General features: G+C 66.5%; 1 rRNA gene. It reads left to right on the top strand.

The window, feature by feature from the left end:
• Nucleotides 1-87: 87 nt before the first annotated feature.
• A 5S ribosomal RNA gene (gene rrf / locus BTA51_RS29790) occupies nt 88-204 on the top strand.
• Nucleotides 205-504 lie beyond the last annotated feature (300 nt).

Here is a 504-nt window from a genome sequence, read left to right as displayed (position 1 = left end):
GTCCTCAGTTGCTCGCGTCCACTGTGTTAGTTCTGAAATAACGAACGGCTGTGTTGTTGCCCGGTTGGTTTGATTGTTTCATAGTGTTTCGGTGGTCATTGCGTTAGGGAAACGCCCGGTTACATTCCGAACCCGGAAGCTAAGCCTTTCAGCGCCGATGGTACTGCAGGGGGGACCCTGTGGGAGAGTAGGACGCCGCCGAACAATTATTGTGGGAGAGCCCCGCACCGTGATGGTGCGGGGCTTTTCTGCGTTCCGGGCCCGGTCCCGGTCGCGCAGACCGGCACGGCGCCGCCGGCCCCGCTCGGCGGCCCGTCCCCCTCCGGGCCGGCCCGCAGGTCCCTCAGAGACGACCTGCGCCTTTCAGAGCCAAATACGCATCGGCCAGCGCGGGAGCGAGATGGTCCGGGGTGGCGTCCACCACGACGACGCCATGGCGCCGAAGCCGGTCGGCCGTGCGGCGACGGTCCGCCTGGGCCTGGCCGGCGGCAGCCGCGTCGTACA

The organism is Hahella sp. CCB-MM4, from assembly GCF_002260525.1.
GTDB lineage: Bacteria > Pseudomonadota > Gammaproteobacteria > Pseudomonadales > Oleiphilaceae > Hahella.
The sequence above is the reverse complement of the archived record's forward strand: the minus strand, read 5'-3'. Positions and strand labels throughout refer to the sequence as shown.